The sequence below is a fragment of the Kordiimonas gwangyangensis DSM 19435 = JCM 12864 genome (genome assembly GCF_000375545.1).
GTDB classification, from domain to species: Bacteria; Pseudomonadota; Alphaproteobacteria; order Sphingomonadales; family Kordiimonadaceae; genus Kordiimonas; species Kordiimonas gwangyangensis.
The window spans coordinates 12,823-35,833 of record NZ_AQXF01000003.1 but is presented as its reverse complement, the minus strand read 5'-3'; the positions used below and the strand labels follow the sequence as shown (position 1 = coordinate 35,833).

General features: G+C 58.3%; 21 protein-coding genes and 1 other RNA gene. 9 read left to right on the top strand and 13 right to left on the bottom strand.

Annotated elements, in window-relative coordinates:
* Nucleotides 1-28 precede the first annotated feature (28 nt).
* Nucleotides 29-1,861: an SLC13 family permease gene (locus B150_RS0108490; protein ID WP_020399483.1), complete on the bottom strand. Its 1,833-nt coding sequence runs from the start codon at nucleotides 1,859-1,861 to the stop codon at nucleotides 29-31.
* Between the two features lie 225 nt (nucleotides 1,862-2,086).
* Between B150_RS0108490 and B150_RS0108485 the strand changes: the two genes are divergently transcribed.
* A complete protein-coding gene (locus B150_RS0108485; protein ID WP_020399482.1) occupies nucleotides 2,087-2,728 on the top strand; it encodes a hypothetical protein in 642 nt (213 codons plus the stop codon).
* Between the two features lie 191 nt (nucleotides 2,729-2,919).
* On the top strand, nucleotides 2,920-3,690 hold the full coding sequence (locus tag B150_RS0108480; RefSeq protein WP_020399481.1) for a substrate-binding periplasmic protein: 771 nt from the start codon (nucleotides 2,920-2,922) through the stop codon (nucleotides 3,688-3,690).
* A gap of 8 nt (nucleotides 3,691-3,698) precedes the next feature.
* Here B150_RS0108480 and B150_RS0108475 read toward each other — a convergent pair whose 3' ends face one another.
* From B150_RS0108475 to B150_RS0108450, 6 genes are all read right to left on the bottom strand, one after another.
* Nucleotides 3,699-4,793 (bottom strand): peptidoglycan -binding protein, encoded by a 1,095-nt coding sequence (locus B150_RS0108475; RefSeq protein ID WP_020399480.1) that lies wholly within the window; start codon nucleotides 4,791-4,793, stop codon nucleotides 3,699-3,701.
* The gene (locus tag B150_RS20255) at nucleotides 4,790-6,079 is read right to left on the bottom strand and encodes a hypothetical protein (RefSeq protein ID WP_020399479.1); all 1,290 of its coding nucleotides are present in this window, start codon (nucleotides 6,077-6,079) and stop codon (nucleotides 4,790-4,792) included. The genes B150_RS0108475 and B150_RS20255 overlap by 4 nt, the downstream gene beginning before the upstream one ends.
* A gap of 149 nt (nucleotides 6,080-6,228) precedes the next feature.
* The gene (locus B150_RS20250) at nucleotides 6,229-6,924 is read right to left on the bottom strand and encodes a glutathione S-transferase family protein (protein ID WP_025896241.1); all 696 of its coding nucleotides are present in this window, start codon (nucleotides 6,922-6,924) and stop codon (nucleotides 6,229-6,231) included.
* 202 nt (nucleotides 6,925-7,126) lie between these two features.
* Nucleotides 7,127-7,936, bottom strand: coding sequence for an inositol monophosphatase family protein (locus B150_RS0108460; RefSeq protein WP_020399477.1), 810 nt, complete (start codon nucleotides 7,934-7,936; stop codon nucleotides 7,127-7,129).
* A 66-nt stretch (nucleotides 7,937-8,002) separates the two neighbouring features.
* A complete protein-coding gene (gene efp / locus B150_RS0108455; RefSeq protein ID WP_020399476.1) occupies nucleotides 8,003-8,566 on the bottom strand; it encodes an elongation factor P in 564 nt (187 codons plus the stop codon).
* A gap of 124 nt (nucleotides 8,567-8,690) precedes the next feature.
* Nucleotides 8,691-9,095, bottom strand: coding sequence for a GFA family protein (locus B150_RS0108450; RefSeq protein ID WP_025896239.1), 405 nt, complete (start codon nucleotides 9,093-9,095; stop codon nucleotides 8,691-8,693).
* A gap of 227 nt (nucleotides 9,096-9,322) precedes the next feature.
* Here B150_RS0108450 and B150_RS0108445 point away from each other — a divergent pair, with 227 nt between their 5' ends.
* Both B150_RS0108445 and B150_RS20245 read left to right on the top strand, forming a co-directional pair.
* Nucleotides 9,323-9,802: a DoxX family protein gene (locus tag B150_RS0108445; RefSeq protein WP_020399474.1), complete on the top strand. Its 480-nt coding sequence runs from the start codon at nucleotides 9,323-9,325 to the stop codon at nucleotides 9,800-9,802.
* Between the two features lie 163 nt (nucleotides 9,803-9,965).
* Nucleotides 9,966-11,825, top strand: coding sequence for a methyl-accepting chemotaxis protein (locus B150_RS20245; RefSeq protein WP_020399473.1), 1,860 nt, complete (start codon nucleotides 9,966-9,968; stop codon nucleotides 11,823-11,825).
* 56 nt (nucleotides 11,826-11,881) lie between these two features.
* Here the strand turns inward: B150_RS20245 and thiE are convergent, their stop codons facing one another.
* The 5 genes from thiE to tkt all read right to left on the bottom strand — a co-directional run bounded on the left by thiE (nucleotide 11,882) and on the right by tkt (nucleotide 18,290).
* On the bottom strand, nucleotides 11,882-12,526 hold the full coding sequence (gene thiE / locus B150_RS0108435) for a thiamine phosphate synthase (RefSeq protein WP_020399472.1): 645 nt from the start codon (nucleotides 12,524-12,526) through the stop codon (nucleotides 11,882-11,884).
* 139 nt (nucleotides 12,527-12,665) lie between these two features.
* Complete coding sequence (gene fbaA, locus B150_RS0108430; RefSeq protein WP_020399471.1) at nucleotides 12,666-13,730, bottom strand: class II fructose-bisphosphate aldolase; 1,065 nt, start codon at nucleotides 13,728-13,730, stop codon at nucleotides 12,666-12,668.
* A 274-nt stretch (nucleotides 13,731-14,004) separates the two neighbouring features.
* Nucleotides 14,005-15,168 (bottom strand): phosphoglycerate kinase, encoded by a 1,164-nt coding sequence (locus tag B150_RS0108425; protein ID WP_020399470.1) that lies wholly within the window; start codon nucleotides 15,166-15,168, stop codon nucleotides 14,005-14,007.
* An 81-nt stretch (nucleotides 15,169-15,249) separates the two neighbouring features.
* Nucleotides 15,250-16,257, bottom strand: a complete 1,008-nt coding sequence (gene gap / locus B150_RS0108420; RefSeq protein WP_020399469.1) for a type I glyceraldehyde-3-phosphate dehydrogenase — start codon at nucleotides 16,255-16,257, stop codon at nucleotides 15,250-15,252.
* Between the two features lie 62 nt (nucleotides 16,258-16,319).
* On the bottom strand, nucleotides 16,320-18,290 hold the full coding sequence (gene tkt, locus B150_RS0108415; RefSeq protein ID WP_425311192.1) for a transketolase: 1,971 nt from the start codon (nucleotides 18,288-18,290) through the stop codon (nucleotides 16,320-16,322).
* A gap of 308 nt (nucleotides 18,291-18,598) precedes the next feature.
* Between tkt and B150_RS0108410 the strand changes: the two genes are divergently transcribed.
* From B150_RS0108410 to B150_RS0108390, 5 genes are all read left to right on the top strand, one after another.
* Complete coding sequence (locus B150_RS0108410) at nucleotides 18,599-19,114, top strand: hypothetical protein (RefSeq protein ID WP_020399467.1); 516 nt, start codon at nucleotides 18,599-18,601, stop codon at nucleotides 19,112-19,114.
* 1 nt (nucleotide 19,115) lies between these two features.
* Nucleotides 19,116-19,433 carry a cell division protein ZapA gene (locus B150_RS0108405; RefSeq protein WP_020399466.1) on the top strand — a complete coding sequence of 106 codons (318 nt, stop codon included), beginning with the start codon at nucleotides 19,116-19,118 and terminating at the stop codon, nucleotides 19,431-19,433.
* 52 nt (nucleotides 19,434-19,485) lie between these two features.
* Nucleotides 19,486-19,645: non-coding RNA, 6S RNA (ssrS, locus tag B150_RS22995), on the top strand.
* A gap of 288 nt (nucleotides 19,646-19,933) precedes the next feature.
* Nucleotides 19,934-20,509, top strand: coding sequence for a 5-formyltetrahydrofolate cyclo-ligase (locus tag B150_RS20240; RefSeq protein WP_025896235.1), 576 nt, complete (start codon nucleotides 19,934-19,936; stop codon nucleotides 20,507-20,509).
* Between the two features lie 45 nt (nucleotides 20,510-20,554).
* Entirely contained in the window at nucleotides 20,555-21,370 is an 816-nt protein-coding gene (locus B150_RS0108390) for a TIGR00282 family metallophosphoesterase (RefSeq protein WP_025896233.1), read from the top strand.
* A gap of 633 nt (nucleotides 21,371-22,003) precedes the next feature.
* Here B150_RS0108390 and B150_RS20235 read toward each other — a convergent pair.
* Nucleotides 22,004-22,846, bottom strand: coding sequence for a hypothetical protein (locus B150_RS20235; RefSeq protein ID WP_020399461.1), 843 nt, complete (start codon nucleotides 22,844-22,846; stop codon nucleotides 22,004-22,006).
* Nucleotides 22,847-23,011 lie beyond the last annotated feature (165 nt).

Here is a 23,011-nt window from a genome sequence, read left to right as displayed (position 1 = left end):
CCCTTTAGCTGCTGCCCTACCCATACGGCTATAGCCCGTAGTGCCAGGGCACCACGACGCTGAACGCTGCCCACACCACGAGCGCGAGCGGTATGCCAAGCTTCATATAGTCGGTGAAACCATAGTTGCCTGGCCCCATGACAAGCAGGTTGGTCTGGTAGCTGACCGGCGTGGCAAAAGAGCAGTTCGCGGCGAAAATAACCGTCACCACGAAGGGCAGCGGCGGCAGGTCAAGCCGCGTGGCCACGTCCACCGCAATGGGGGTGAACAGGATAGCCGTCGTGTTGTTCGACAGGATATTCGAGATCACCGCAACGAGCAGGAACAGCGCCGACAGCATCACCGTGCTGCTGGCACCGTCAAGCGCGCTGACCATCTGGTGACCAAGGAAGGCAGCACCGCCCGTGGCCTCCATGGTAGCGCCCATGGCAAGTGCCGCTCCCACCAGCAGGAACACCTGCCTGTTGAGTGCGCGCGACGCCTGCCCGATGGTCAGGCACCCGGTGATCACCACCGCAAAAGCCCCCAGCATGGACGCCACCACAATAGGCAACAGCCCGCTGGCGGACGAAGCAACCACCGAGAGGAACACCAGCTGTGCAATCCATTTTTTGTGTTTTTCCGGCAAGGCATGGCCGGACCATTCCATGAGAATCACGTCGCGCCGCGTGCGCAAGTGGCGCATCTGCGGCCCTGTCCCGCATACGAGCAGAATATCGCCCGCTTCCAATCGCACACTGCCGATGACACCGCGCATCATGCGGCTGCGGCGCTGCACACCAATGATAACACTACCGCCCGACAGTTGCGCCCCCACTTGCGCCACCGTGCGGCCCTCAAGCGGGCTTGCGGGTGGCACCAGCACTTCAAAGAGGTGCGGCACGCCCTTCTCGCCGGAGGAGGAGAGCGACAAGGTATCGCCGCCCATCAATACACTGGGGGCTTCCGCGGCAATGTCCGTCAGCTTGTCACGGGTGGCAACAAGGGTCAGCGTGTCACCGGGTTTGAGCGTGAGCTCATCAAACGGCGGCAGCAGGGTCTGGCGACCACGCTCAATGAGCCACACAGTAGTGTCCTTGAAGCCCGGCAGCATGCCCGAGACCGCCTGCATCCCCTCATAGGGGCTACCCTTCAAGACCGTGAGCTGGGCAATATACTGTTTACCGCCCGCACCGTCCCCGCCGGTGTCAAGTCCGCCATCCTTGGGCAGGATGCGCGGCGCGGCAAACCAGAGGAAGGTGAAGCCCACCAGCGCAATCATTGCGCCCGGGATGGTGAAGTCGAAGAAGTCGATATGTTCGCCGGTAAGCGAGAAATAGGCACCGGCCGCCAGCAGGTTGGTGCTTGTACCAATCAGCGTGGTCATGCCGCCAAGGATAGCCGCGAAGGAAAGCGGCATCAGCACCTGGCTGGGCGCTTCGCGCATCTTGTTCGCGAGTACGATCATGATCGGCAGGAACATGACCACCACAGGGGTGTCATTAAGGAACGCGCTGATCACCATCACCGCAATCAGGCAGCAGAAAATCAGCATGCGTGGCCGACGACGCCCGTAGCGCAGCAGAAGCGTCGTCGGACCATCAAGCGCCGCTGTCTGACTCATGCTCTGCCCCACAACCATAAGCGCGAGGATGGTGATAAGGGCGGGGTGCGCAAATCCTGCAAGCAGGTTCCCTGCGGTCAGGAGCGGGTCACCGCCGGCGTCATAAACAGGAAATAGCTGGAAAAAGAGCAGTAAAAGGGCAATCACGCCGAGAGAGACAACCTCGACCGGCCAACGCTCTGAAGCATAAAGGATAATCGCGCCGATAATAACGGCAAAGCTGACCCACATATGAATGTTTGTCGCAATCAATTCCATGCTGTTCTCCCTGAAGCGCATGAGCGAATTGCACGCACACAAACACCAATCATACGGTAAATTTGAGGCACCGTCGCGGAAAATACAGTTGTACCAGAACCCGTTTATGTGGCGCGCCTCGCGTCCACCCGTGCAAACTTGCTTGTGTAGAAGGTACAATTTTGTTAAAAACACAGCGAATGTCGGTGTTGAATGGGGCGCGCTGGCATTAACGGGAGGCCACAGTTGAACACTGTAAGCAAATTCAAGCGCGCGCTTGCGCCTGTTGCCATTGCGGTTTTAGCCACCATGGGCAGCACCGGCGCGTCTGCCACCTATAACCACAGCTATAGCGATTGGGACGTAAGCTCGGACCCCGGCACCTATGGGCCCATTTCCCTTGGTGACACCATCACGCTTGATGCCTGTGGGTCGGTATATTTCAACTATAATAACCAGAGCCAGAGCACATCGCTTTGCGATATCTCGAGCCTGAGTTCCTTCACGCTGACGTGGAAAGCCAAGATCGGCAACAACTGGTCCCACATCACCCAGACCTATAGCGGCAGCAATACCGCGAACGGCCTGAATGTGACGGTGAACACCGGTGCAGGTACCTTCTTCAATCAGGCTGGCACCTATATGATCGGCCTCTATGTCACCGTGAACAACAACAGCTGGGTGCAGCTTCCGGGCGGTAGCTGGGGCTATTCGAACGACAATGGCGGTTATGACCCGGGCAACCAGAGCCTCGCATGGTCATCCGCATTCACTGTTAGTCCTGCCGCCAGCGTACCTGAGCCCTTGGCCGCGCTTTTGCTGGTGCCGGGCCTTGCGTTGATTGCCCGCCGCGAACGCCGCCGCCGCAGGCAGGATCACGCCCGGTAAACTTCTTGTAAATTGCCAGTTAATCTAAGAAGCGCTATCAGCCGGTGGAGAAAAACAACTCTACCGGCTATTTTGTTACTGCGGTAGATTTTGAAGACCTGTTTCATCCGGCCTTGCGTGCAAGAAACTGCGGGCCATTTATGAGGTATCCCTTGCGTCTTGCCCGACTGGCCCAACTGGCCGCATGTATATTGACCACCGCTTTTGCCGCCCTGCCCGCGCAGGCTGAAGGCATGCGCCTGTGTAACAGCACGGAGTTCTGGCCACCCTACAGCTTCCTGCGTGGTGACGTGCTCGAAGGCGAGCATACCGAAATATTGAACGCGGCGTTCAAGGACATTGGCGTTGAAATGGAACAGGTGTACCTGCCGTGGAAACGCTGTCAGGACCGTGTGGCAACAGGTGAACTGGACGGTATCATCGGCATTTCCTATACGGAGGAACGCGGCGCGGTTCTCGCCTTCCCCGCTGACGCAAAAGACGCGGCGCCGCTCGAGGCCATCAGTCAGGTTGAGTTTGTCATCGTCACCCGCGCCGACACCGACGCACCCGCCAGCATCAGCATCGAAGCCCTGCCTGAGCCTGTTGGCGTGCTGCTGGGCTATCGCTCCGCCGACACCGTGCGTGAAGCTGGCAAGCAGGCGCAAATTGTGGCGCAACAGTCCAGCCTCTTCCAGATGCTGGAACGTGGGCGTATTGCCTCGGCCGTCGCACTTCGGGGCACAGCCATTCACTATGTGGAGGCGAGCAAGGAACCACTTGTCATTCATGAGCCCGCGCTATGGTCCACGCCGCACTTTGTTGCCTTCAGCCGGAAGGCTGATATCACGCCCGAGCAGATGCAACAGGTGTGGAATGCGGTGAAAGCCATCCGCGCCGACAAAGTCCGCATGGCCCAAATCCGCGCGCATGTGAACGAACTGCTCGAACCCTGTTTCGAAGACGGCGCCCCCTGCAAGTGACGCAGCGACTAGCGCTGCGTCAGGCGCATTTCGATACGGCGATTGCGGCTGTAGGCGAAGATGTTATCCGCCGGGTCGATGGGCTGGAACTCACCAAAACCGGTGGCGGCAAGCCGCTCCGCCGGCACACCAACCGAGATCAGGAATTCCACCACGCTGATGGCGCGGGCGGCTGAAAGCTCCCAGTTGTTTTTATACTGCGCAGTCGAGATCGGGCGCTTGTCCGTATGTCCGTCTACGCGGAGAATCCAGTTCAGCTCAGCCGGAATCTCGCGAGAGATCGCCATCAGTGTCTCGGCGAATTTGCGCATTTCGGCACGGCCTTCGGGGCCCAGTTCCGCACTGCCCGAACTGAACAGCAGTTCGGAGGCGAACACAAAACGGTCCCCCTCGATGCGGATTTCAGGGCGGCTCGAGAGCACTTCCTTGAGACGGCCAAAAAACTCGGACCGGTAGCCCGCCAGTTCCTCAACCTTGGAGGCAAGCGCACGGTTCAGCCGGCGGCCCATATCCACAATCACAGCCTGATTGCGGCGGTCGCGTTCTTCGCTTGCCTGAAGCGCGGCTTCAAGGCGGCTTAGCTGTTCCTGAAGTGCTGTGATATTGCGCTGCAGGCGTGCGACCTCAGCCCGCGCCTGGGCTGAGATATTGCGCTCATCCGCAAGCTCACTTGCGGCAGTGCCATATTGTTCTTCAAGCCGTTTGGCAGCAGCTTCAAAACGTTCACGCGCTTCCGTCATCTCCAGAAGGCGCGCCGCGCTGTCTGATAGCTCACTACGGGTCGCGTCGAGCGAGGCGGAAAGCTCGTCTCGGTCCTTGTTGGCGGCGGTCAGCGATGCCGAAAGTTCGGCCATGCTGTCCCTCAGTGCGTCATTGGCCTGCTGCTCCATCTTGAGAAGATTACCAAGCTGGGCCACTTGCCCCCTGAGTTCCGCCAGCGCCTGATCACGGCCCGACAAGGCTTGGCCGAGGAAAAACTGCGCCAGCACAAACATCGACAGCAGGAAAATGATAACAAGCAGAAGCGTGGAGAGCGCATCGACAAAGCCCGGCCAGCTATTGTCCTGCGCGCCGCCACCAATTCTCCTGCGGGAGCCGATCATGCGTCATCCTCATCGCGGCGGGCGGACAGGCCCGTAGGACGCACCTCGGGTTCTGCGGCGCTAGGTGTGGCGGGCGGAGGTGTCACCGTGCGTGGCTGCGCTGCTGCCGGTGTGGGGCGTGCGGGCATCGCAGTGCCCTTGCCGCCGTCCATGCTGACAGCAATGGTACGCGACAGCAGCTTGAGTTCAGCGCGCAGTTCCTCAACCAGATTATCGGACGTGCGCACCTGTTCATCAATCAGGCGCTTGATGCCGACATCAAGGTTGCGGATATGGGTTTTGGTGGCATCGTCAATGACAGGCTGCGGTGCTGCCGGCGGCGGCGCCTTATGGCTCGTCGCCAGCTTGTCAATCGCGGTTGCGAGCATCTTGAAGGCCTCGTCACCCTTTTGCATGTGCGCGGCCTGTGCATCCAGTTTGTCAGCAAGGGTGGCGAGCGATTCTGCAATGCTCGTCATCGTGTGCTGGCCCTGAATGCGGGCATCTTCGGAATGTTTGAGCGTGCGCTGGAGCCGATCTATGCCGTCTGCGGTCTGTTCCATCAGCGCGGTCATATAAGCGCTTGGGCTTGCCATACCGTCCGACATTTCGGTGCGCGAGAGCTGGGTGACGGACGCCAGCCAATCCTCAACGCTGTTATAGAACCGCGTTTGCGCCTGACTGGCCTGCAGGTCCATGAAACCGAGAATCAGGCTACCGGCAAGACCAAAGAGCGAGCTTGAGAATGCCGTGCCCATGCCCGAAAGCGGTGCCTCAAGCCCGGCTTTCAGTTCATCGAACATGATCGCCATATCGCCACCATCGACCGTGAGGCCGTTGATGGTTTTGCCAATGGCGCCAATGGTGCCGAGCAGGCCCCAGAAAGTACCGAGAAGACCGAGGAAGATAAGGAGGCCGGTGAAATACCGGCTGATCTCGCGGCTTTCTTCAAGGCGGGAGATAATGCCGTCCAGCACCGAACGCATGGAGAGCGTGGACAGGCGCATGCCGCCCTCTTCCTGCGCGGACAGAAGCGATGCCGCAGGCGCCAGCAGGCGTGGCTCAGCGCTAGAGCGGTTGGCTTCCTGACGCTTGAAGGCATCGACCCAGGCAATCTCCGGCGTCAGGTCAAAGACCCGGCGGTAGGCAAAACCGATACCGATGAGGAGGGTCGCAACAATCACGCTGTTGAGCGCGATATTGGCCATGAAGGCGTCAATGACGGCATCCCTGAGAAGCGCAACGATGACCAGCACCGCCACAAGAAACAGCGTCATGCGCATGGTGAATTTTCTTGGCTTCTGCATTTGTGCCCTCTCTTCCCCCGTGTAGGATCAGGCCCGCGCATGCGGTCCAAACCCGGAATTCAAACTACAGCAATAACTTGGCTATAGTTTAAGGGCAATATTATGGCTGTAAATGCTGAAGTCGTGAAGCGCCAAGATGTGCTTGTGCGTCAGGCCGCGAAAAACTCGTCCACGATAGCCGGGTGATCCTTCGGCGAACGGCCAAGCATGCTTTCCGCAAGGCTGTTCAGCTTCGCCATCGTAGGTTCCCGGTAGAGGCGACCAAGGTATGCGGCCACACCGGGCCAGCGCGTGGCATCAAGTGTCCAGTCCGCCCAGAAGGCGTTGCGCATCAGTGAGCCGATAGCAATATCACCCACAGACAGCGGACCACAGAGGTAACCCTCATCAGGCAGTTGGCTTTCAAGATAATCGAGGATCTCCGGCAGGTCCTCGTTGATCGCCTTGGCGACCACCGCCTCGTCCGTTGGTTCCTTCAACACCACAGGGCGTACCCGGCGTTGGAAGAAAAGCGGGAACAGCACGTTCCGGCCCATGTGATCGTCGGCATATTCCTCGAACCAGCGCGCGCGGGCGCGGGCTTCCACATCGGATGGATACACCGGGTTTTCCGGGAATTTTTCTTCCAGGTACTGTGCAATCACGCTCGAATCCGGGATGGTAAAATCCCCGTGTTTCAGTACCGGAATACGGCGCAGCGGGCTGATGCGGGTAAAGTCGGCGTCGCCCGTAAACGGAATTTGTGGGACGCAGCGGAAGGGCACACCCTTAATGTCCAGAATCGCCAGAACCTTACGGACATATGGGGAAATTGGGGTACCAATGATGGTAATCTCGTCTTTCATGGGTGCGTCCTCCTCGCTGCTGATCATGAAAATAGCGCCGAGCCCGCGCTTCTCAAGGCTTTTCAGGCCCTCAGGATCGTATGTCTGATATACAATATTGAAGGGTAAACTTTAGGTGCGGACGTTTTGCCATACAAAAAAGCCGCCCCAGTGACGGAGCGGCTTGAATTCCAACGGCTTTCCGGAGGGAAGCGTATCTGGCTTATGCTTTCTGCGCGCGGTGAACGCGCTTGAGCGCACGCTGCATCGGCGCGTGAAGCTGGTCGTTCGCCGCAATCACATCGCCGGATTTGAGCATGTCGGTGCCTCCGTTCATGTCGCTCACGTAACCGCCCGCTTCTTTGACAAGCAGCAGACCGGCAGCGATATCCCATGACGCAAGGCCCGATTCCCAGAAAGCGTCATAGCGGCCGGCAGCCACGTATGCGAGGTCGAGGGCTGCGGAACCAAAGCGGCGAATGCCTGCCACGTGCGGCATGAACTCAGCCATTTCAGCCATGAAAAGCTCATGATTGCCACGGCCCTTGAACGGGATACCGGTGGCAAGAAGCGCATCTTCCATCTTGTTACGGCCCGAAACCCGCAGACGGCTCTCGTTGAGGTAGGCACCCTGGCCCTTCTCGGCCCAGAAAAGCTCATCATTGAGCGGCGCGTACACAACGCCCGCCACGATCTCACCACGCTCCTCAACCGCAACGGAAATCGCGAAGTGCGGCAGGCCGTGCAGGAAGTTGGTGGTACCATCAAGCGGGTCGATGATGAAACGCACGTCGTCACGTTTGCCTTTCACTTCGCCATGTTCTTCCATCAGGAAGCCGAAGTCAGGGCGTGCGCGGCTCAGTTCTTCAAAAAGGGTCTTCTCGGTGCGTTTGTCGGCCTGGGAGACAAAGTCTGCCGGACCTTTCCTCGACACCTGAAGCTGTTCCACTTCGCCAAAATCGCGGCGCAGGTTGCGGCTCGCTTTAAGGACGGCGGAAACCATCACATTCATGAGCGGTGAACGACGGGCCATGGAACTCTCCAATCTCGGGCTTTAGAAAATACTCGGAACAAAAAAGGGGCGCGAACGCGCGGACTATTAGTCCGCGCGGCCGGCATATTCGCGTTCAGCGGTCGATACGATGATCTTGTCGCCTGCGCTAACAAACGGGGGAACACCAACACGGAGGCCGTTTTCAAGGATGGCGGGCTTATAGGAGCTCGACGCCGTCTGGCCTTTCACAACCGGTTCGGTTTCCGTCACTTCAAGGACAACCTTTTCAGGCAAGCTTACGCCAATCGGCTTCTCGCCATAAAGCTCGATCACCACGGTCATGCCGTCTTGGAGGAAGACACTGTCTTCGCCGATATCTTCAGCGGAGATGGAGATCTGCTCGTAACTGTCCTGATCCATGAAAGTGAACATTTCGCCTTCAGCATAGAGGAACTGATAGTCCTTCTGCTCCAGCGTTACTTTCTCCACCTTTTCCGATGAGCGGAAGCGTTCATTCAGCTTCGTACCATCGATCAGGTTCTTGAGCTCAACCTGCAAATAGGCGCCGCCTTTACCTGGCTGGGTGTGGGCGATTTTAACAGCGCGCCACAGGCCACCTTTATGCTCAATCACATTACCCGGACGAACGGCGTTACCGTCGATTTTCATGGAGCACCTCTTAGGATCTCATAAGTGTCAAAGAACAAGTTGGGCCGCGATGTAACAGATTCGGCCATGCTATGCAATGGGCGACGTGTGGTGGGGCAGCCGCGCAAAAGGCGCATGGCTCACGCTAGTCGGGATCTTTGGCAAAAGCTGTGACACCATCCGGCAAGGTAAGCCAGCCGTGCCTGCGGCAGTCATAGACGGAAACGCTTGGCGGCGGGAAGTCGGGGTCTGCAAAGGCACCGACCGCGATACTGATGCCGCCCCCCACACCCTCTTCAGTATGATACACAGTCGTGCCGCACTTGGGGCAAAATCGAAACCGGAACGCTGCACCCGCGTCACCCACACGCACATATTCGGTCGCCTGCCCGTTTACCTCGTAGGGTTCACTAAAAGATGCGAGGTACGCAAAGGCGCTGCCGGTGCGCTGCTGGCAGGCAAGGCAGTGGCAAAGCCCAACGCCCCTTGGTTCGCCTTTCACCGTGACACTCAATTGCCCACAACTGCACGCTGCTGTTCTTGCTGTCATCTTATGCCCTCCTCCCAAGATTTGGTCTAACGCTGGCATGCAGATTACGGTGTGGGCAAGTCACGTTCGTGCGACACCCGACGAGTGGTGTTGCACTTTTGCGAACACACAGTTCATTTCTTTGCGATTTTCAGGCCGAACAGGAAACCCTATCTTGGTTTCAACAGCGAACACGACGGGCGGTCACACAAGCCCGAAAGCAGCAAACCAATTTTCGGAGACGACACATGACGACCACTACTGAAACAATTAATCGCGGCCCGTTCGGCCTTCCTACCCTTGAAGGTATTCTGGGTGGCCACGCTGACCTCGGTCGCACGATTGCCCGCGTGGCAACCGGCCTTTTCCTCGTGCCGCACGGCGCACAGAAGCTTTTTGGCATGTTCGGCGGCTACGGCCTTGAAGCAACCGGCCAGTTTTTCGCCAGCCAGCTTGGCTTCTCGAATGGCTATCTCGCCGCGCTCGGCGCCGGTTCGGTTGAGTTTTTCGCGGGCCTTGCGCTTGCCCTTGGCCTTTTCACCCGTTCAGCAGCCATCGCGATCACCGTGATGCTTCTGGTGGCGTCCACCTTCCACTTCGGTGCCGGTTTCTTCTGGACGAACGGTGGTTGGGAATACCCAATCCTTTGGGCCGCAGTCGCCCTCAGCTTCGCCTTCAGCGGCGGTGGCCGCTATAGCTTGGATAACACCCTGGGGATCAAGTATTAACCCTTAATTCGCAAGAACAGAAAAAGGCCGGACTAAGTTCCGGCCTTTATGGTTTACAAGCCGTCAACCAAAATACCATCTAGAGAGGAAATAATTTAACCAATATTAAACCATAGCGACCTAGGGTGGAGCTTATTTTGTTGCTCGGGAAAGCCACCTTCTAATGCTTATTGACATGAAACGACCATTTTTTGGCAAACGTCGCGACGACTTATATGCTGCCCTTGATGAAGCGCAGGCTGTCATCGATTTCACCCCGGATGGCACAATCCTCAACGCCAACAAGAAATTCCTCGACTTGATGGAATACAGCCTGGCGGAGATTGTCGGCAAGCACCACAGTATTTTCATGGCGAAGGGCGATGCCCAAAAGGCCGGGTACGCCCAGTTCTGGAAAGACCTGAGGGCAGGCATCTGCCAGTCCCGCACCTTTGGCCGCGTGACCAAGAGCGGCAAACATGTATGGCTACAGGCCACCTACCTGCCGATGCGCGATGCCAAAGGCAAGGTCAGCCATGTGCTCAAACTGGCACAAGACCAGAGCGCAAGTCATCAGCTTGACCTCGATATGCGGGGTAAGATGGCAGCACTAGACCAGGCGCAAGCGATGATCGAATTCAAACTTGATGGCACCATCCTCACCGCCAACAAGAATTTTACCGACACAATGGGTTATACGCTTGAGGAGATTGTTGGCAAACATCACAGCATGTTCGTCACAGAAGAGACAAAACAGTCGACTGCCTATAAAGAGTTCTGGAGGGGCCTGGCTTCGGGCAAATCCTTCAACCAGCAATATCGCCGTATAGGAAAAGATGGGAAGGTTATTTGGCTCGAGGCTAGCTACAACCCGGTCATGGATGACGACGGCAGACCTTTGAAGATTATCAAGTTTGCGACCGACATTACCACGCGCAAGATGCGGGATGCCGACTATGAGGGCAAGATGACCGCACTTGCCAAAGCCCAAGCCATAATCGAGTTCACACCGGACGGCATTATTCTGGATGCCAATCAAAAGTTCCTTGATGCCGTTGGCTATCGCCTTGAGGAAATCAAAGGCAAGCACCACAGCATTTTCCTGGATAAGGGAGTGCAGGGCAGCAAAGAATACACCGAATTCTGGCAAGCGCTCAGGGATGGCAAGTTTCAGGCAGGAGAGTTCCGGCGGCTTGGCAAAGGGGGTGAGGATGTCTGGTTGCAGGCAACCTACAACCCGATCATCAGCCCGGACGGAACCGTCTTCAAAGTGGTGAAATTTGCCCGCGACGACACACCAGCTGTGAAAAAGCGCATGCTGCGCGACGCGGTTGTGGCGCAGCTTTTCTATGACATGAATCGTGTTGTCGAGAGCGCCAAGACTGTCGAGGAAAATGCCCATGCTGCATCGTCTGCAGCCTCACAAACCGGCGATATGGTGGAAACCGTTGCCGCAGCGGCAGAGCAGTTGAACGCTTCCTTCCAGGAAGTTGCCCAGAGTGTTTCACTCGCCCGAACGTCGTCCGAGCGGGCATCAGACGAATCCACCCAGGCGACGGCAGCAACCGAGCGCCTGACTGTGGCAGCCGACGCCATGGGCCAGATCCTCGTATTGATTGACGACATCGCGGCCCGCATTAACCTTCTGGCGCTGAACGCCACTATTGAATCCGCGCGTGCAGGCGAAGCTGGCCGGGGCTTTGCTGTTGTAGCCAACGAAGTCAAGAACCTGGCAAGTCAGGTTGCAAATGCGACCGCCCAGATCGCTGGTGAGATCGAGAACATGCAGTCTATATCGGCCGAAACGTCGAACAGATTGTCGGTCGTCACCCACTCTGTCGGCGAACTTCAGAGCAGCGTCAGCGGAATCGCTGGCGCGATTGAGGAACAGAGCGCTGTCACACGGGAGATTTCTTCAAACATGCACACAGCGTCCAGCGCGGTAGCGGACATTAACCGGAGCCTGAAGTCTCTCGCAGCCGAGGTGGACAAAACCCACCAGAATGCACAGGATGCGATGGAACAGGTAGGCACCATCCAGTAGAAAATACGGATTGGGCTGGTTCAACCTCAGCCCAATCAAGCCTTGATGGCCGACGCCTATTCGCTCAGGCCCAGCGCTTCATTGAACGCCCGGACGGCGGCTGCAGGCCCCTCCGGGTGTTTCCATACCGCCGAGCATACCGCCACAAAATGCGCGCCCGCTTCGGCAAGCACACCGCAATTCTCCGGCGTGATGCCGCCAATGGCCACGCAGGGGATTTCCGTCACTTCATCCCATACGGTCAGTATCTCGACATCCGGGCGGTATTCGCTGTCTTTGGTCTCAGATGGGTAGAACGCGCCGAAGGCGACATAGTTGGCGCCCTCTTCCCCCGCCTTATAGGCAAGGTGCATGCTGTCGTGGCAGGTGACACCAATATCCTTGGCGTGGCCCAGAAGCTTGCGCGCCGTCGGCACGTCACCGTCGTCCTGGCCGAGATGCACACCGTCCGCATCCACGTCCGCCGCGATATCGGCACGGTCGTTGATGAGGAAAGCGACCTCATATTTGTGGCAAATCGGCATAAGCTTGTGGGCGGCAGCGATGATCACATCGTCTTCCACGCCCTTGAGGCGAAGCTGCAGGCACGCCACATCACCGGCTGAAAGCGCGCTTTCAAGCTCGCTCGCAAAAGCGTCCAGATCCGCGATTTCGTCGGGCGTGATCAGATAGAGCCGACAGGCTTCCGGATTTTGTGGCATCGTGCGCTCCTACCTCAAAGCTTGCTTCGCCCCCGCATATGCCCGATTTTAGCGGGCTATGAAAGAGGCGTCAGTGAAAAACAACAAAAAACGGGGCAGCCCATGCCGCCCCGTCTTCAAATAATCTGCCAAGCAGGTCTTAGGCGTCAGCCATCGACATGCCTTGTGCGCCGAGGTCCTTGAAGGCTTCGTCAAGGCGGGCCGCCATGGATTCTTCGCACTTACGAAGCCATACGCGCGGGTCATACTGCTTCTTGTACGGCTGGCCGGTTTCCGGGTGCACCTGCCATTTGAAGGCGTCCTGGTTGGCATTCACATATTCGCCCGCGGCTTTCGAGAAAGCGAACTGCGTGTCGGTGTCGATGTTCATTTTGAACACACCGTAGCCAACAGCCTCGGTGATCTTTTCTTTCTCGGAACCCGAGCCGCCGTGGAACACGAAGTTAAGCGGGTTGGCGCCCGTGCCGCGTTCCTTCGCCACCAGCTCCTGGCTGTGCTTCAGGATTTCAGGGCGCAGCTTCACGTTGCCCGGCTTATAGACGCCGTGCACGTTACCAAAGGATGCTGCGACCGAGAAATGCCCGAGCGGCGTCAACAGGTCATAGGCCTTCAGCACGTCTTCCGGCTGGGTATAAAGGCTTGGGTTCTCGAAATCGTCACCCACGTCGGAGCCAACACCGTCTTCCTCACCACCCGTCACGCCAAGCTCGATCTCGAGGCTCATGCCAAGCGGCGTCATGTCTTTAAGCACACGCGCACAGACATCAAGGTTCTCGTCGATCGGCTCTTCAGAGAGGTCCAGCATGTGGCTGGTGTAAAGCGGCACGCCTTCGCGTTTCAGGTTCTTGCGGCTTTCCTCAATCAGCGCTTCGACCCATGGCACGAGGCTCATGTTGGCGTGGTCGGTGTGGAGGATGGCGCAAATGCCGTAGTGTTCGGCCAGCAGCTGCACGTGGCGGGCGGCGGATACCGCGCCCAGCACCTTGGCGCCAAAGCTGTCTTTCATGCCTTTGCCGGCGTAGAACTGTGCACCACTGTTGGAGAACTGGATGATGACATCCGAACGGTTCTTGGCGGCGGCTTCCATCACAGCGTTGATGGAGTTGGTGCTGACCACGTTGACCGCGGGCAATGCGTAACCCTTGTCCTTGCAGTTCTGGACGAGAGCCGCATAGTCATCGCCGAATACGACACCTGGTTTCATGATTATTCCCTGTAATTTCCAGCGTTTTTGGGGCCCGATTCTTATGTTTTATGTTGCGTGGAACCGGTGGGCCTTAGATACACAAATGGCCCCTTTGCCGCAACGCAAGATGGGACCAAAAACCCTATTTGCATCAGTATTTAATACAAAGTTGTCCGCTTTGTGAAAATGACAGCGCTGCCATTTCCGAAGCACCATAATCGCGCCCGACTCGGGACACAAAAAAGCCCCCGGCGAGACCACCGGAGGCTTTACTGATTCGCATGTGGCACGATTAACCGAGGGCGGTCACGCCCGGCAGGTCCTTACCTTCCATCCATTCAAGGAAAGCGCCACCGGCGGTCGAGATATGGGTGAAGCTGTCCTTCACGCCTGCATGCGCGAGCGCGGCCACGGTGTCACCGCCGCCCGCAACGGTCAAGAGCTTGCCCTCGTCCGTCAGCTTGCCTGCCGCTTGCGCAAGGCCAACAGTGGCCGCGTCAAACGGTTCCATCTCGAACGCGCCCATCGGGCCGTTCCAGACAAGGGTCTTGCATTCCGCCAGCACAGCCTTGAGCGCTTCAACCGTTGCCGGGCCAGCGTCGAGGATCATCTCGCCGTCCGTCACCGCGTCGGCCGCTTTCACCTCATTCGCTGCATGGGCCTTGAACTCACGCGCCACAACAACGTCCGTCGGCAGGTGCACAGTGCAGCCTGCCGCCTTGGCGTTATCGATGATCTTGAGCGCGGTGTCCTTCAGGTCTTTCTCGCAAAGGCTCGCGCCAATGTCATGGCCTTGGGCATAGAGGAAGGTGTTCGCCATGCCACCACCGATGATGAGGTGGTCAACCTTGGCAACAAGGTTCTCAAGCACCGCAAGTTTGGACGACACCTTGGCACCACCCACAACCGCCACAACCGGGCGTACGGGTTCACCAAGCGCCTTCTCAAGCGCCTCAAGCTCCGCGCCCATGGTCTCACCCGCCGCAGAGGGCAGAAGATGCGCGATAGCCTCGGTGGATGCGTGCGCGCGGTGCGCGGCAGAGAAGGCATCGTTCACATACACGTCACCCAGCGCCGCGAACTGTTTCGCAAGCTCAGGGTCGTTCTTTTCTTCGCCGGGGAAGAAGCGGGTGTTCTCAAGCACCACCACCTCATCACCGGGCAGCGTGTCGCCAAGTTCGGCAAAACCAACGCTGCGGCCCAGCACGCTGGCAAGCGCCGGCACCAAGGGCTTCAGGGACATCTCAGCCACCACCTGCCCCTTGGGGCGGCCAAAGTGCGCGAGGAGGACCGACCGGCCACCGGCGGCAGCAATTGCGTCCACCGTCGGCTTCACCGCCTGCAGGCGGGTGTCGTCCGTCACTTTGCCATCAGCCATTGGTACGTTGAGGTCCACCCGCACAACGGCGGTTTTGCCGGTGAGGTCACCAAGGTCGGAAATACGTTTGAAAGCCATTGATCAAAACTCCGAAAAAATCTGTTTGGACAAAAAAGGGCGACCGAATGGGCCGCCCTATGTTTGTTCGCTTGTCAAAGCTTAGCCGAGTTTGGCCATCGCAACCGCGGTGTCGGACATGCGGTTGGAGAAGCCCCATTCGTTGTCGTACCAGGTCAGGATACGGACGAACTTGCCGTCGATAACCTTGGTCTGGCTGCTGTCGAACGTGGAGCTGTTCGGGTTGTGGTTGAAGTCGATCGAAACCGCAGGCATGTCCTCGTAACCGAGTACGCCTTTGAGTTCGCCTTCAGCCGCAGCTTTGATCGCAGCGTTGATCTCATCCGCCGTGGTTGCGCGGCCTGCATCAAACTTCAGGTCAACCATGGATACGTTCGGTGTCGGTACGCGAACAGCGGAACCGTCAAGCTTGCCGGCCAGTTCCGGCAGCACAAGGCCAACAGCTTTCGCCGCACCCGTCGAGGTCGGGATCATGGAAAGCGCTGCAGCGCGTGCACGGCGCGGGTCGGAGTGCAGGGTGTCAAGCACCGGCTGGTCGCCCGTGTAGGCGTGCACCGTGGTCATGTAACCGCGCTCGATCCCCACGAGGTCGTTAAGGACCTTGGCAACCGGCGACAGGCAGTTGGTGGTGCAGGATGCGTTCGATACGATCTTGTCATCTGCTGTCAGGCTGTCGTGGTTGACGCCGTATACGATGGTTTTGTCGGCGTTTTCGCCCGGTGCGGAGATGAGGACTTTCTTCGCGCCAGCGGTCAGGTGCATCGCTGCTTTTTCACGCTTGGTGAAAATGCCGGTGCATTCCATCGCCACATCAATTTTCTCTTCAGCCCACGGCAGCTCTTCCGGGTTGCGGATGGCGGTCACGCGGATGCGGTCGCCGTTCACAACGATAAAGTCACCGTCAACGCTTACCTCACCCGGGAACGGGCCGTGCACGCTGTCACGCTTGAGGAGATAGGCGTTCATGCCAACATCACCGAGGTCGTTGATCGCAACAACCTTGATATCGGTACGGCCGCTTTCATAGATGGCACGCAGAACGTTACGGCCGATGCGGCCAAAACCGTTGATGGAAACACGAACTGTCATCCGCGGGGTCCTCCTGGAAAATTGATGGTCAGTAGGGGCTATATAATTTTGTTAATGCTTTCTTAAAGCTTCTCGCGCACCGCTGCAACAAGCGCGTCGGTGGTGATGCCGAAATGCTCATAAAGCACTTCCGCCGGTGCCGAAGCACCGAAGCTGTCGAGACCGATGTTCACGCCGTCAAGGCCGGTATATTTGGCCCAGCCGTAGGTGGATGCGGCTTCGATAGACGCGCGGATCGTGCCTTCCGGCAGAACCGATGCCTTGTAGGCTGCATCCTGCGCGTCGAAAAGCTCGGTACACGGCACGGATACAACGCGGGTCGGCACGCCGTCAGCCTCGAGAATGTCACGGGCTGCTACAGCAAGCTCAACCTCGGAACCGGATGCGAGCAGCACGACACGCGGTGCGGCAGATGCTTCCTTGAGGATATAACCGCCCTTTGCACAGAGGTTTTCATCGGTGTGCTCGACACGTTGCTGAATGGTGTTCTGACGGGTGAGCGAGAGAACAGACGGTGTCTCTTTGCTTTCCATCGCCAGCGCCCAGCACTCAGCGGTTTCAACCGCGTCACACGGGCGGAACACATTGAGGTTCGGCATGGCGCGAAGGGATGGGATATGCTCCACCGGTTGGTGGGTCGGGCCATCTTCACCGAGGCCGATGCTGTCGTGCGTCATCACGTAGATCACGCGCTGTTTCATCAGCGCTGCGAGACGGATGGCCGGGCGAGCATAGTCGGTGAACACGAGGAAGGTGCCGCCATAAGGCACGTGCTGGCCATAAAGTGCCATGCCGTTCATGGCAGCGCACATCTCGAACTCGCGGATGCCGTAGTACATGTAACGGCCGGAGAAATCGTCCGCTGTGATCGGCGCGGTCTGGCTCGTTTTCGTGAGGTTGGAGCCGGTGAGGTCAGCGGAACCGCCGATGGTCTCAGGCACCACACCATTGATCACTTCAAGCGCCATCTGGCTTGCCTTGCGGGTCGCAACCTTCACAGGCTCAGCGGCAAGCTTGGCTTTATATTCGTTGATCGCAGCGGTGAAGCCCTTCGGCATGTCTTTGTTCATGCGGCGCTCGAAGTCTTCTTTCACGAAAGCGTCGAGACCGTCGAATTTCTTCTTCCACTCAGCGGAAACAGTTTTGCCGCGGCTGCCAGCTTCAAGCCATGCATCGCGCACGTCAGCCGGGATGACAAAAGGCTCATCTGTCCAACCAAGGAATTCGCGCGTTGCAGCAATCTCGTCATGACCGAGCGGCGCACCATGGGTCGCGGACGTGCCCTGCTTGTTCGGCGAACCGTAGCCGATGGTGGTGCGGCAAGCGATCATCGAAGGCTGGTCGCTGTTTTTCGCTTCCTGAATGGCAGCTTCAACGGCTTCCATGTCGTGGCCGTCAACGGCTTGTACGTGCCAGCCAGCGGCTTCAAAGCGCATGCTTTGGTCTTCGCTCGTCGACAGGTCGGTGCCGCCGTCGATGGAGATGGAGTTATCGTCCCAGAGCACGATGAGCTTGGAGAGCTTCAGGTGACCGGCAAGCGAGATAGCTTCCTGGCTTACGCCTTCCATAAGGCAGCCGTCACCGGCGAGCACATAGGTATAGTGGTCGGTGATGTCCGATCCGTATTCCTTGTTCGACAGACGCTCAGCAATCGCCATACCGACGGAGGTTGCGAGACCTTGGCCCAAGGGGCCAGTGGTCGTTTCAACACCCGGGCATTCGCCGAACTCAGGGTGGCCCGCGGTCGGGCTATGAAGCTGGCGGAAGTTCTTGAGGTCTTCGAGCGTCGGGCGCTCATAGCCCGTGAGGTGCAGCAGCGAGTAGATCAGCATGGAGCCATGACCCGCGGACAGCACAAAGCGGTCACGGTTCGGCCAGGTCGGCCACGCGGGGTCAAAGTTCAGGAATTTCGTGAACAGCACCGTTGCCACGTCGGCCATGCCCATCGGCATACCGGGGTGGCCGGAATTGGCCTTCTGTACGGCGTCCATCGACAAGGCGCGGATCGCGTTCGCCATACGGGTGTTCAGGATGTCTTCTTGGCTGATGTCAGTATCGTGCATGTGGGTCTACTTGTCTCATGGGGTGCGCGGCACACGCGAGCCTTGGTGGTAGCCATGCGAAAGCCGCCTCAAAATTTTGCGGCCAAAATGGCGGGGAAGGCCCCGCTAGTCAACCGAGAAGCGGCTTTTAGGCCGAAAGCGCGCGCTTTTATTCGCCCCCGCACGCGGAATGGCGATTGACGCCCCCGCCCCCAACCTCCTATCTTTCCCGGAAACAAGCCGAATCCAGCCGCAAATGCACATGCTTCTGCTACGCTGGCAAATGGGGGACCATTCCGATGGCAACGAACAACAAGACCGACGCGCTGGAGAGCGCGCGCACGCGACTCGAAAGCGCGCTATCGCGGCTTGCGCAAGGTGTCGCCAGCACGCGGGACACCGTGAGCGCCGCGCGTGAGATCGCGGAAGAGAAAATGGCGCTTGTCGCCCGCGTCACCGCGCTTGAGAAAGAAAACCTCAAACTGCATGAGCAGGTTGCCGCCCATGCGCTGATTGAACCGGCGGGCGATAGCGGCGAACTGGAAGCGCTGCGGGCCGAGAAAGCCTCGCTGGAACAGAATTACCAACTGCTCAAACGCCAATATGCCCATCTGCAGGACGAACTTGAAGCGGCAGAAGACGCCAAGTCCGCCGCGTGGGGCAATGGCGAGGACGGCAGCGCCACCGCAGAGCTTGAGGCCGAGAACGCGAAACTGAAAGCCCGCGTTTTGGAACTTGAGGAAGAGCGCATGAGCGTGCGCAGCGAGCTTGACGGTGCCATTGGCCGGCTCGAGACCATGGTAGGGAGCGCATAACATGGCCCAGATCAATGTGAATGTGAACGGCAAGACCTATCCCCTCGTCTGTGCGGAAGGCGACCAGGACCGGCTGTCCAAACTCGCGGCCTATGTGGACGCGAAATGCACCGACCTCACCTCCAAACTTGGCCATGTGGCAGAAAACCGCCTGCTCCTCATGGCTGCTGTGCTGATCGCGGACGAACTGCAGGACGCCATGAACGGAAAGGGTGGCCCCGCGCTGGGCACTGGCCTCACCGAAGAGGACATGGCATCGGTGCTGAATGAGGTCGCCATGGAGATTGAAGGCATCAACGACCGGCTGGCCGCAAGCTGAGCCCTCTACTCCCTATTGCAGAAAGCCCCTTGAGAGCTTACATAAGCCCTCGCGGGTACTGCACTGTGCGTGCGATACGCAGTAACCCCTGGGGCTATAAACACCTCTAGGGAGCTGTCCCTGGACTGGACCGTGGTCCTATCCATACGGCGCCCACCTGCTTAGTCAGGTTCCAGAGGGTACACACTTCAAACGGCAGCAGCGGTCCCGCACCCATCCTTCTGCCCCGTTCAGGAATTCGATAGCCATGGACATGACGCAGCAGCTTAAGGCCGCCCATAAAAAGTCTATCTATCACCGCGCTGAAATATTGGCGAGCGAGACATGTGGTTGTTTTTATTGCCTCACTATTTTCTCACCGCAACAGATTACGCAGTGGACAGATCCGAATGACGAGACTGCCCTTTGCCCGGAATGCGATATTGATTCCGTGCTAGGCTCTGCGTCTGGATTTCCCATCACTACTGAATTCCTCACCGCTATGAGAGAGCACTGGTTTGGTGATTGCTGACAAAATGACCATGCGCGAGGACGCAAAGCGTATCCGCATGGGCGCGCATGAGATGTATGGCCTTGCGGCGGCTGAGAAAGCGGCCACACATGGCCTCAAGCTGTTCTCAAGCTTCGAGAAACATGCCGTCATCGGCGCTTACCTGCCGATGGGCGATGAGCTGGACCCGCGTTTCCTGATGCATGCACTCACCCGCGCCGGCTACCGCACCGCGCTGCCGGTGGTGACCGCGAAGGCCACACCGCTTACCTTCCGCCTGTGGGGCGAAGGTGACCCCCTGGACGCTGGCCCCTTCGGCACCATGCACCCAAGTGCTGATGCGCCCGAAGTGGTGCCCAATGCGCTCATCGTGCCGCTGCTTGCTTATGACGAAGACTGCTACCGTCTTGGCTGGGGTGGTGGCTATTATGACCGCACACTCGCCGCACATTCCGAGATCAAGGCATTTGGCTTTGCCTTTGGCGCACAAATCGTTGATCATGTGCCGAGAGAGGCGCACGACTGGCCGCTTCAGGGCGTGATCACCGAAGAAGGCGTGATCCTGCCGCGCAAGAAGGCCGTATAAACACCACATGCGTGCGCCAAACGACAAGCAGTAGGCAACGATTTTATGCGACTTTTGTTTCTAGGGGACCTGATGGGCCGCGCGGGCCGTTCCGCCGCCGCAGACGCCCTCCCCACCTTACGTGAAAAGCTCAAGCTCGATTTTGTGATTGTGAACGGCGAAAACGCCGCATCGGGCTTTGGCCTCACCTCCAAGATTGCAGGCACCACCATTCAGGCCGGCGCGGACGTTATCACTGGCGGTAACCACACCTTCGACCAGAAGGAGTTACTGAACGTCATTGACGCGGATGACCGTATTCTGCGCCCCATCAACTATCCTGAAGGCACGCCGGGCCGTGGGTTCGCGATCTATGATGCCCCGCGCGGCAAGAAGGTCATGGTCATCAACGCCATGGGGCGGGTGTTCATGAACGCGATGGAATGCCCGTTCCGCGCCATTGATGCGGTGCTCAAGAAATACCGCATGGGCGTTGCGGTGCACGCCATTGTGGTGGACTTCCACGGCGAAGCCACGTCCGAGAAAATGGCCATGGGCCACTTCCTTGATGGCCGGGTGAGCCTTGTTGTCGGCACCCACAGCCATGTGCCCACCGCGGACTGCCAGATCCTTGATGGCGGCACAGCTTACCAGACCGACGCTGGCATGTGCGGCGACTATAACAGCGTTATCGGCATGCAAAAGGAAGAGCCCATCAGCCGCTTCCTCACCAAAATGAACAAGGAACGCTACAGCCCCGCCGAGGGTGAAGCCACCATCTGCGGCACCTTCATCGAGACCGACGACCGCACCGGCCTCGCCAAACGCATCGAACCCCTGCGCATGGGCCCAAGGCTGATGGAGCATGTGCCCGTGGTTTGACACATTTTGCGCTAGTATCAAGAGCATATGCGAACCAATGGCCGACATATGCTCTTCCCAGCGCTCCTTATACTGGTTTCAACGCCAGTGTTTCCTGCCCCTGTCAGTGTCCCCACCCCAAAATCATATATGCAGTGCCCCACGTTTGCAGAGCTGCCGTCGGCAATGGAAGAGGGGCTTTGGCATGTTCGCATTGATCGGCGCAAGAATGTGCCAGTCGCAGACGTTCGCCACCTGATCAAAGAACCCGGCTTTGCTTGGAGAGAGGTTTCTTATTCGTTGCTCGACGCTAAGCTCCCTGAGAGTCAGTTCAGCGTTGAGGGCCTTACCTGTGCATACAGGCGAACTATCGATCTGGGGTCTGAGAGTGCCGGCAAGTTGATAGTGCACCGAATTCGCCAAACGGATGTATATGCAACACTGGATAGTCGGTTTCTCGCGACTTTTGACCCGGCGTCACTCGCTCCCGTATGGCGCCTCTCTCAATACACATTGATTGCTGACTATGTCCAAACCGCCGAGGAATCATACCCATCGATGAGCGCATCACATGGCTACAGCATATCGTGCATTGAAAGCATTCAACAATGCCGCTTCGAAATCGTCGAGAATGTGCGCCCCTAGTGCTGTGGCCTAGCCAATCAACAGCTGATCCACCGGCACTTTGCCAAACGGCTGTTTGGGGTCGTCCGACTGGGCGTAGTTGTTTGGGGTGTGGTGGATGAAGGCGCGGTCGTCCAGGCCGCCCTCATTCGGCCAATAGGCGATGAGATTGCGGCCATAAAAACCTTCCGGCACGTCCCATACACTGAGGCCAGTGGCCGCATGTTCGCGGATACCCCAGCCGAGCGGATGGCCCTGCGGCACGGCGGACTTGCCGAGCAGGTGCTCCGTCATCTGCGCGCGGTCATGCAGGTACATGCCCTGATAGGGGCGCGGCAGGCCGATGAACCACAGCTCGTCACCGAACTTCACCCGTGGCAGCTTCGCCACCTCAACCCGACCTACGCAGTCTGACGCGAACCAGCGCTCGCTATCCGCCTTCTGCTCAACACGCAAAAACGAGGGGTAGAATTTGGTCGCGCGCAACAGCTCCCGCCCCTGAATCCAGTATTCCATGCTCTCGCGCCGGATGAGGATGTCGTCCTCAAGATACATGAAATGGCTGATGCTCTCGTCGCGCATCAATTTGTGGAACACGGCGAAGTGCGACCATGTGAGCAGGAACGGGTGCCCAAGCGCGATGGGCGCGAGGAAGTTTACCTCAAAACCCTTGCCGCCCACGGCACCTTCGATTTTCGCCACCCGCTCCCGGTCGCGCACGTTGGTAACGATGAACACGGTCAGCTTGTCGGCAAGCGAAGCGAAATGGTCGCTGATACGGCTGAGGAAGGTTAGCCGCTCCTCCACATAATGGAAGGTGACAGCGATGGCGAGGTGCTTGGGCACCGACGGTGGCGGCAGGTTCTTTTTCATATGGGCGTGTATGCTCACGGGGTTGTTTGATTGCGCGAGCCTAGCCCGATACGGCCCGGGTCTCAACCAAAGTTGCGCGGCGCTATATCAGCGGTTCAGCAAAATACGGATTCCGGCATTTGCTATCAAAATCGTAGTTGCGAATGGGAGAAATCCGGGATATGA